This is a genomic window from Erysipelatoclostridium sp. An173 (assembly GCF_002160495.1).
GTDB classification, from domain to species: Bacteria; Bacillota_I; Bacilli_A; order Erysipelotrichales; family Coprobacillaceae; genus Thomasclavelia; species Thomasclavelia merdavium.
This window is the reverse complement of sequence record NZ_NFKR01000059.1, coordinates 1-9,603: the sequence shown is the minus strand read 5'-3', so window position 1 is coordinate 9,603 and position 9,603 is coordinate 1. Positions and strand designations below refer to the sequence as shown.

Annotated in this window: 10 protein-coding genes; 9 read left to right on the top strand and 1 reads right to left on the bottom strand. The window is 29.7% G+C overall.

What is annotated here, in order from left to right:
- The 8 genes from B5F09_RS14910 to nadC all read left to right on the top strand — a co-directional run.
- Positions 1-554 (top strand): hypothetical protein (locus B5F09_RS14910; protein ID WP_087374921.1); only part of this gene is annotated, 554 nt, incomplete at its 5' end.
- A 165-nt stretch (positions 555-719) separates the two neighbouring features.
- Positions 720-1,112: a hypothetical protein gene (locus B5F09_RS13895; protein ID WP_087374919.1), complete on the top strand. Its 393-nt coding sequence runs from the start codon at positions 720-722 to the stop codon at positions 1,110-1,112.
- Position 1,113: 1 nt separating this feature from the next.
- Entirely contained in the window at positions 1,114-1,947 is an 834-nt protein-coding gene (locus B5F09_RS13890; RefSeq protein ID WP_087302399.1) for a DUF5685 family protein, read from the top strand.
- Positions 1,947-2,564 (top strand): J domain-containing protein, encoded by a 618-nt coding sequence (locus B5F09_RS13885; protein ID WP_087374923.1) that lies wholly within the window; start codon positions 1,947-1,949, stop codon positions 2,562-2,564. Before B5F09_RS13890 ends, B5F09_RS13885 begins: the two co-directional genes overlap by 1 nt.
- A 19-nt stretch (positions 2,565-2,583) precedes the next feature.
- On the top strand, positions 2,584-4,344 hold the full coding sequence (gene dnaK / locus B5F09_RS13880; RefSeq protein WP_087374917.1) for a molecular chaperone DnaK: 1,761 nt from the start codon (positions 2,584-2,586) through the stop codon (positions 4,342-4,344).
- A gap of 167 nt (positions 4,345-4,511) precedes the next feature.
- The gene (nadA, locus tag B5F09_RS13875; protein WP_087302393.1) at positions 4,512-5,423 is read left to right on the top strand and encodes a quinolinate synthase NadA; all 912 of its coding nucleotides are present in this window, start codon (positions 4,512-4,514) and stop codon (positions 5,421-5,423) included.
- Positions 5,424-5,436: 13 nt separating this feature from the next.
- Positions 5,437-6,738 carry an L-aspartate oxidase gene (locus B5F09_RS13870; protein ID WP_087302391.1) on the top strand — a complete coding sequence of 434 codons (1,302 nt, stop codon included), beginning with the start codon at positions 5,437-5,439 and terminating at the stop codon, positions 6,736-6,738.
- Positions 6,716-7,573, top strand: a complete 858-nt coding sequence (gene nadC / locus B5F09_RS13865; RefSeq protein WP_087302389.1) for a carboxylating nicotinate-nucleotide diphosphorylase — start codon at positions 6,716-6,718, stop codon at positions 7,571-7,573. The genes B5F09_RS13870 and nadC overlap by 23 nt, the downstream gene beginning before the upstream one ends.
- Before the next feature lie 24 nt (positions 7,574-7,597).
- Here the strand turns inward: nadC and B5F09_RS13860 are convergent, their stop codons facing one another.
- A complete protein-coding gene (locus B5F09_RS13860) occupies positions 7,598-8,005 on the bottom strand; it encodes a hypothetical protein (protein ID WP_087374915.1) in 408 nt (135 codons plus the stop codon).
- Between the two features lie 119 nt (positions 8,006-8,124).
- Between B5F09_RS13860 and B5F09_RS13855 the strand changes: the two genes are divergently transcribed.
- Positions 8,125-9,492 carry an FAD-dependent oxidoreductase gene (locus tag B5F09_RS13855; RefSeq protein WP_087374913.1) on the top strand — a complete coding sequence of 456 codons (1,368 nt, stop codon included), beginning with the start codon at positions 8,125-8,127 and terminating at the stop codon, positions 9,490-9,492.
- The last annotated feature ends 111 nt before the right edge of the window (positions 9,493-9,603 follow it).

Below are 9,603 nucleotides of genomic sequence, written 5' to 3'. Positions count from 1 at the left end.
ATGTTGATAGTGATAATCTAACCCTATATGATACATATCAAAGCCGAAATGAAAAAGGAAAACTGGAAAAGAACAATCTAACGACGAGAGTCTATGTCCAATTACCATACATCAATGTAATTGAAGAATATAAGGGATTAGATAAGTTCAACGAACTGGAGCTGGCGCTCTATATCTTTGCAAATGGAATAACAGATGATATAATGGGGCTAGAGAAGATGAAGGTGATCGGGATAATGAAAGATAAGATGGAAAGATTCAATCAGGATGAAGAATTAAGGCTGGCAGCATATAATCGGGAATTAAACATTCAAGCCAAAAACAGTGAAATGAAGGCTAATTATATCCGAGGCAAAGAAGAAGGAATAGAAATTGGAAAAGAACTAGGGAAAAAAGATGAGATTAAAAATTTAACATTACAATTATTTAAGATAAAATATCCAGATGAGGATATTGATATTTTAGCTAACTTAGAAGTTGGTGAGTATGAATTGATTTTTAAGATGCTAGCAAGCGATCAACCACTAGAAGAAATTTTGGCTATGATAAAATAAGAGTAAAAGCTGTGTTTTAGAAATTTTGTAAGGATTGAGGTGTCAGTTAATAATGACACTTCTTTTTTGTTGATGAATAGCCATATTTAATAAAACTTTTATTTACAGTTCATTAATAGTTAATATTTGATAAATATACTGAATACATTGAAATGGGGAATAGTAATGAGAGAAAGATTTAATGCATTTATGCAAGGAAGATATGGGATAGATCAGTTAAATAGTTTTTTAATGATCATTTGTATTGCTTGCTTTGTTATTACTTTATTTATTCAAAGCCCAATAATTCTTTTTATTGCATATGCTTCATGGTTAATTGCAATTTTTAGAATGTTTTCTAAAAATATTTTTGCTCGTAATCGTGAAAATGAAAAATATTTAAATTTCTTTAAACCGTTAAGCAGATGGTTAGAGTTAAAATTAATGAATCGTCAAGATCCAAGTCATAAATATTTTAGTTGTCCTAACTGTAAACAAAAAGTACGGGTACCTAAAGGAAATGGGAAAGTAATTGTTACTTGTCCAAGCTGTCAAAATAAATTTGAAAAGAGAACGTAAGATGTTTGGCTATGTAGTTGTTAACAAACCAGAATTAAAATTTAAGGAATATGATGTTTATCATTCTTATTATTGTGGCTTATGTAAAGTCTTAAAGGAAAAATATGGGGCTAGAGCCCAAATTTCCTTGAATTTTGATTTAAATTTTATTAGTATCTTATTGTCTGGATTATATGAACCAGAAACAAAGGTTGAACAAAGACGTTGTATAGTTCATCCGATGAAAAAACATTTAACCCGTTATAACGAATGTGTTGATTATGCAGCTAAGATGACCATAGTTTTAACTTATTTTAAATGTGAAGATGATTGGCAAGATGAACGAAAAGTTTCTAAACAAGCTTATAAGAAGTTAATTAATAAAGCTTATCAAGAAGTAAAGGATGAATATCCTGATAAAGTAGCTAAGATTGAGGCTTGTTTACAGGAAATAAATTTGTCTGAAAAGCAAGATAAGGTTAATCTTGATGAAATATCTAATCATTTTGGTAAAGTTATGGGCGAAATATGTGCTTATAAAAATGATGAATGGTATGATGAGTTGTACCATCTTGGTTTTTATTTAGGAAAATTTATTTATTTTATAGATGCTTATGAAGATATAGAAAGTGATTTAAAAAAAGGAACTTTTAATCCTTTTAAAGAATTGTATCAAACAGATGATTTTGAAAATAGAAGTAAAGAAATTTTAGAATTAATGATTTCAGAAGCTACAATGGCTTTTGAAAGATTACCGATTATTGAAAATGCTTCACTAATAAGAAATATTTTATATGGTGGGGTATGGACAAGATATGAAATGGTTAAACAAAAACGATTGGAAGGTAGGAAATGATGAACCCGTATCAAATATTAGGAATATCACCAGATGCAACTGATGATGAAGTAAAAAAAGCATATCGTACGCTAAGTAAAAAATACCATCCTGATGCTAATATCAACAACCCTAATCAAGCAGCGTATACTGAAAAATTTAAAGAAGTACAGACTGCATATAAAACGATTATGGATGAGCGTAAAAAAGGCTTTACTAATCGAACATATGGTAATAGTCAAAGTGCGGGTTATAACGGACAATCTAGTTATCAATATCAATATACAAATGACCAAAGTGCTTTTAATGAAGCGGCTGGTTTTATAAATGCAAGAAGATATCAAGAAGCTTTAAATGTTTTAGATCAGATTAAAACAAGAAATGCAATGTGGTTCTATTATAGTGCTATTGCTATGAATGGAATTGGTAATAACATTACAGCAGTTGAATATGCTCAAACAGCTGCGCAAATGGAACCAGGTAATTTACAATATATGTTATTATTACAACAGCTCCGTGGGGGACAAAGACAGTATCAACAAGGTCAAGAAACATATGGTTCGCCATTTGGTGATCCGATTCAATGTTGTTATAGTATCATGATGATTAACTGTTTATTAAGTTGTTGTTGCTTTTAATAAAAGGAGATGTTAATTAATGAGTAAAGTAATTGGAATTGATTTAGGAACTACAAATAGTTGTATGGCTTATATGGAAGATGGCAAAGCTGTTATCATTCCTAATGCCGAAGGAAATAAAACGACACCCAGTATTGTTGCTTTTACAAATGATGGTAAAAGATTAGTAGGTGAAAACGCTAAAAGACAAGCGGTAACTAATCCTCAAAACACTATTGTTTCAATAAAAAGAGAAATGGGAACAGATTATCGAAAAAGAATCAATGGTAAAAATTATAGTCCGCAAGAGATTTCAGCAATGATTTTACAAAAATTAAAAATTGATGCGGAAGCTTATTTACATGAACCAATTAATGATGCAGTTATTACTGTACCAGCTTATTTTAATGATGCTCAACGTCAGGCAACAAAAGATGCTGGAAGAATCGCTGGTTTAAATGTTAAAAGAATTATTAACGAACCAACGGCAGCTGCCTTAGCTTATGGTCTAGAAAACAGCTATGGCCAAAAAGTAATGGTTTTTGATCTTGGTGGTGGAACGTTCGATGTTTCAATTATCGAAATTGGAAATGGGGTAATTGAGGTATTATCTACTTCAGGTGATAATCATTTAGGTGGCGATGATTTTAATGATGTAGTTGCTAAATATATTTTAGAAGAATTTAAAAAAGCTGAAGGAATTGATTTAAGTAATGATCAGGTTGCTATGCAAAGAATCAATGAAGCAGCTGAAAAAGCTAAAATTGAATTATCAATTATGATTACAACAATTGTAAATTTACCATTTATTACAAATACAAGTACCGGACCTAAAAATTTAGAGGTTGAAATTACTAGAAATAAATTTAATGAGCTTACAAAAGGTTTAGTTGATCGTGTTGTTTTACCAATGCAAAATGCTTTAAATGATGCTAAGTTAGTTCCAAGTGAGTTAAATAAAATTATTTTAGTTGGTGGTTCATCAAGAATCCCAGCAGTTCAAGCAAAAATTAAAGAAATTACCGGGATTGAGCCAAGTAAATCTTTAAATCCTGATGAATGTGTAGCTCAAGGAGCTAGTATTCAAGGTGGTAAATTATCAGGTGATTTAACAACAACTGGTAATTTTGATGTCTTGTTATTGGATGTAACACCACTTACATTATCTGTTGAAACTGTTGGCGGTGTAGCAACACCATTGATTGAACGTAATACTACGATTCCAACAAGTCACAGTCAGATCTTTACTACATCTGGTAACTTCCAGACTCAAGTAGAAATTAATGTTTTACAAGGAGAACGTCCTTTAGCTAAGGATAATAAAAGCTTAGGAAAGTTCAAATTGAAAAAAATTAAAAGAGCAATGCGTGGGGTCCCACAAATCGAAGTTACATTTGACATTGATGCCAATGGAATTGTTAATGTTTCGGCTAAAGATCTAGCTAGTGGTAATATGCAAAGTATTACTATTGAAAATACTTCAAATATGTCAGAATCAGATATTGAACAGGCAATTAGAGAAGCTAAAGAGTTCGAACAGCAAGATGCGCTATTAAAAGAACGTTTAGTATTCAAAAATGAAGTTGAAACATTAGTAATGCAAGTTGATTCTGCTTTAGTACAACATGGTAAAAAACTTGATAAACAAACAAAATCAATGATAAAAAATGAACTAGCAAGTTTTAAAAAGTTAATTAAGAAAGTTGATTTTGAAACATGTGATCAAGCTAAGTATGATGAAATTAAAAGTGCTAAAATTAATTTAGAAAATACAGCAGCACAATTGTTATCAATAAAATAATAAATGTAATGACAGATTATCAAAAGTCACATTGGTAATCTGTTTTTTCATAACTAAAAAAGATTATTTTATTGTTTAAATAAGTCTTGTTAATATTTTCACTTGACATTATAATAGTTTTATGGGATATTTATACCTAACATAGAATAGTGAATGGGGATAGATTAATGAAGGAAATTATCGAAGAAATTAATCAATTAAAAAAAGAAAAAAATGCTGTTATTTTAGCACATTATTACGTTGATGGTGCAATTCAAGATATTGCCGATTATCTAGGTGATTCATATTATTTATCAAAAATAGCTGTTGACTGTCCACAAGATGTTATCGTCTTTGCGGGAGTTGAATTTATGGGTGAAAGTGCTAAGCTATTAAGCCCTAATAAAACAGTACTAATGCCAGATGCAAATGCAGATTGTCCAATGGCTCATATGGTTGATGAACAATTTATCAATAATATGAGAGAACAATATGATGATTTGTGTGTAGTATGTTATATTAATTCAACAGCTAAGATAAAAACTTTGTCAGATGTCTGTGTTACATCATCAAATGCTAAAAAAATTGTTGGAGCTTTACCAAATAAAAATATTTTATTTATACCAGATCAAAATTTAGGGCATCACATTGCTAAAATGTTTCCTGAAAAGAATTTCTTATTTTGTGATGGGCACTGCCCTAGCCATTATCAAATTACTGTTGAGGATTTAAAAAAGGCTAAAGCAGCGCATCCAAATGCACCAATTTTAATCCATCCAGAATGTAAACCTGAATGTGTTGCATTATCAGATTATGCTGGTAGTACATCAGGAATCATTGATTATGCAACTAATGATAATGAACATGATGAGTTTATTGTTGTTACTGAAGTTGGTGTAATTCATGAAATGGAAAAACAAAATCCAAATAAAAAGTTTTATTTAGCTAGTGAGAAACTTGTATGTCCAAATATGAAGAAAAATACATTGGAAAAAGTACGGGATTGTTTAAAATATGGTTTAAACAAAGTAGAATTAGATGATGAGTTTATGGCTAAAGCAAAAAAACCATTAGAAAGAATGCATGAACTTGCTAAGTAAGAGGGGCTAAAACATGGATGATAATTATGATGTAATAATTGTTGGTACCGGTGCAGCGGGTCTTTTTGCTGGACTTTGTTTACCAGAAAATTTAAAAATTTTAATGATTACTAAAGATAAAAAAGAAAATAGTGATTCTTATTTGGCACAAGGAGGTATTTGTACCTTAAAAAGTGCTGATGACTTTGATGCTTTTTATCAAGATACATTAAAAGCGGGTCGTAATGAGAATAATCCAGAATCTGTTAAGATTATGATTCAACAATCACCACAAATTATGAAAGATTTAATGGATTATGGCGTTGAGTTTGATCGTGATAGCGAAGGGAATTTAGCCTATACCCGTGAAGGAGCACATTCACAGTATCGGATTTTGCATCATCAAGATGTTACTGGTAAAGAAATTACTTCCAAATTGATAATGCAAATTGAAAAGCGTAAAAATATAACTGTTGTTGAAAATGCTACAATGTTAGACATTATAAATAAAAATAATGTCGCAACAGGTATCGTAGTTGAAAAAGATGGTAAAGTAATGCAAATTAATGCTAAAATGATTATTTTAGCTACTGGTGGAATTGGTGGTTTATTCCAGCATTCATCAAATTTTAGACACATTACCGGTGATAGTTTTGCTATTGCACTAAGAAATAACATCGAATTAGAAAATTTAAATTATATTCAAATTCATCCAACTACTTTATATACTACTAAGCCAGGACGTAGTTTTTTAATAAGTGAATCAGTTCGTGGCGAAGGCGCATATCTATTAAATCCGCGGATGGAACGTTTTGTTGACGAATTATTGCCTCGTGATGTTGTTAGTAATGCTATTAAGGCGGAAATGGATAAATATAATGCAAAGTATGTTTACTTATCAGTAATTCATATGGATCATGATCAAATAAAAAATCGCTTTCCAAATATATATAAAAAATGTTTGGAAGAAGGTTATGATATGTTTAAAGATCCAATTCCTGTTGTTCCTGCGCAACATTATTTAATGGGTGGAATTAAAACAGATACTTGGGGTCAAACATCAATGGAAAATCTTTATGCCGTTGGTGAAACAGCTTGTAATGGAGTCCATGGTGCTAATCGGTTAGCTAGTAATTCTTTGCTTGAAAGCTTAGTTTTTGCTAAAAGAGCAGCTAAAAAAATTAGTGAACATATCGATGATACACTATTAATTGATCGAATTATCAATTTAGATAATTATGATAAAGAAAAATTGGCAATAGAAAACAAACAGTTAATTATGGATGAGATTAAAAGAAAAGATGGTGAATTTTATGATAAATGGTGTAAATCTTAAAGTTAATATTGATGAATATATTTTAAGTGCTTTAAAAGAAGATATTACTAGTGAAGATGTTACAACAAATGCCATTATGAAAGAGCCTAAATTAGGACGTGTTGATTTAATTTGTAAGCAAGATGGGATTATTTGTGGCTTAGAAGTTTTTGAAAGAACTTTTAAATTATTAGATCCAGATTGTCAATTTAAAACAACATATCATGATGGAGATATTATTAAAAATGGTGATCATATTGGAGAAGTCATTGGTGATATTAGAGTTTTATTATCTGGTGAACGAGTTGCTTTAAATTATTTGCAACGAATGAGTGGTATTGCTACTTATACAAAAAAATCAGTTGATATTTTAAAAGGTAGTAAAACAAAATTATTAGATACCCGTAAGACAACTCCTAATAACCGTATATTTGAAAAATATGCAGTAAAAGTTGGTGGCGGAACTAATCATCGTTATAATTTATCAGATGGTGTTTTAATTAAAGATAATCATATCGGTGCAGCTGGAAGTATTACAAAAGCAGTTGCTTTAGCTCGTGAATATGCACCATTTGTTCGTAAAATCGAAGTTGAAGTAGAAACACTAGAACAAGTTCAAGAAGCAATAGCAGCTAAAGCTGATATTATCATGCTTGATAATATGGATAATGAAACGATGAAAAAAGCTGTTGCCTTAATTGATCATCAGGCACAGACTGAATGTTCTGGTAATGTTACTGAAGAAAGATTACTAGAAATTGTGGCTATTGGTGTTGATTTTGTTTCATCAGGAGCAATTACATATAATGCACCAATCTTGGATTTTTCAATGAAAAACTTAAAACCGATTGAATAAAAAAGTACTATAGTTAGTACTTTTTTAGTTATATAATTGTTTTTTTGGTTCACTGTGGATAATAACAAAAGTATAAACATTTGGTTGAAGATTTTTAAATTTATCATCAGATAAAGTTATTTTAGTAGCAATCGATTCATAGCAAAAACGTTCATAAATTTTTAAAATATCCTGATCAATATCACTTTGATATTTAGCAATAACTAATAAAAATATTTGATTAGCAAATCTTTTGACAATGAGATCAAAATTTTGAATTTTATTAGACATAATTTCAATCTCTTCTTTTATAAATGCAATATCAATATCCAGCAAATCTTCATTTTTGATATAGTCTTTTCCATTGAATAGAGCTTGATTAATAATTAATGGAATTAAATTACGTTCAATAAGTAAATTTTTAAAAAATAAATTTGAAAGCTTTTTTTCCATGTTTACCTCCTAAATTTTATATAGCTACTATTTATATACCCTTTAATATTAAAAATTACTTTTTATTTAAAAACTTTTTAAATTTAATTTATTTGGGTATAAATAAACTAGGTGAAAATATGGAGAATCAATCTTATTGGCAAAAAACAGTTAAACTAAATAGTTATCCCCAAATAACTAAAGAAGCAAATTATGATGTAGTTATCATTGGTGGGGGAATAAGTGGAATTACTTTGGCATATCGTTTAAATAATAGTGGCTTAAAAGTAGCTTTATTAGAAGCAAATACCCTAGCTAGTCAAACTACAGGGCACACTACTGGTAAAGTAACATATTTACATGGCGCAATTTATAGTGAACTTGCAAAAGCATATAATATCAATAAAGCCAAGCAATATTTAGAATCTAATTATGAAGCTTTTTGTGAAATTAAAAAGATAATTGACGAAAAACAAATTGATTGTGACTATCAGGAGAATATTTCTTATATTGGAGCTAATGATGAAAAAAACAGTGAAAAAATCATTGAGCAAATAGCCATGTTAAAAAAATGGGGCTTTAATGTATTAGAAAATGAACTAGAAGGGTATCAAGCTTCTATGGGACTTAACAATCAGGCTATTTTTCATCCTTTAAAATATTTAGCAGGGCTATTACAGTTTTGTAATAATATTGAAATTTATGAACACTCATTAGTAAGAGATAGTTTTATCGAAGACAATTTAGTTAATTTGAAAGTAAATAATCTTATTATCAAAACAAAAAAAGCAATCTGGATGACACGCTATCCAATTAATTTACAACATGGTTATTTCATTAGATTATTACAAGAACGCGAACATATAAGTTATCAAAATATCCAAAGCAATAGTAATAGCGTTTTAGATTTAACAACTAATTATTCTAAGCGATTAGTCGATAATCAGCACTGCTTAGTTATTGATCAATTAGCTAAAAAAAACTGGTATGGACAAGATACTAAAGCATTACGTAAATTGCCATATATTGGTAAAATAAATGATTATGAATATGTTAGTTATGGTTATGATAAATGGGGAATGACTTTAAGTCATGTTGCAAGTAAGATTATTTATGACTTAATAGTTTATCAAGATAGTAAATATGCTTCGTTATATGCTATTGGTAATGGTAATTATTTGCATGCCGGTAGTGATATTGTTAAGTTAATCAAAAATAATTATCATGGAATGATTAAAAATCGCATTTTTGTGGCTAAAGATGTTAAATTAAAAGCTGGTGAAGGAAAAGTAGTACGGCATCGTGGCCGTTTATTAGCGATTTATCGAGATTTTGATGATCGAGTTTTTTATATGTCACCGTATTGTCCGCATTTAAAATGTGTAGTTGAATTTAATTTACAAGATCAAACATGGTGTTGTCCTTGTCATGGTTCAATCTATAATTGTTATGGTAAATTATTAAATGGACCAGCTACATCTTCATTAAAAAAAAGTAAACCTGGTTAAGCCCAATGTCATTAAGTTAAGGAATGAATGACATATGAGGGTTATATTGCAAATATGCCCTCTCTTTTTTATCATTTTTTCAAAGAAAAGTATTGACATTACAACGATAGT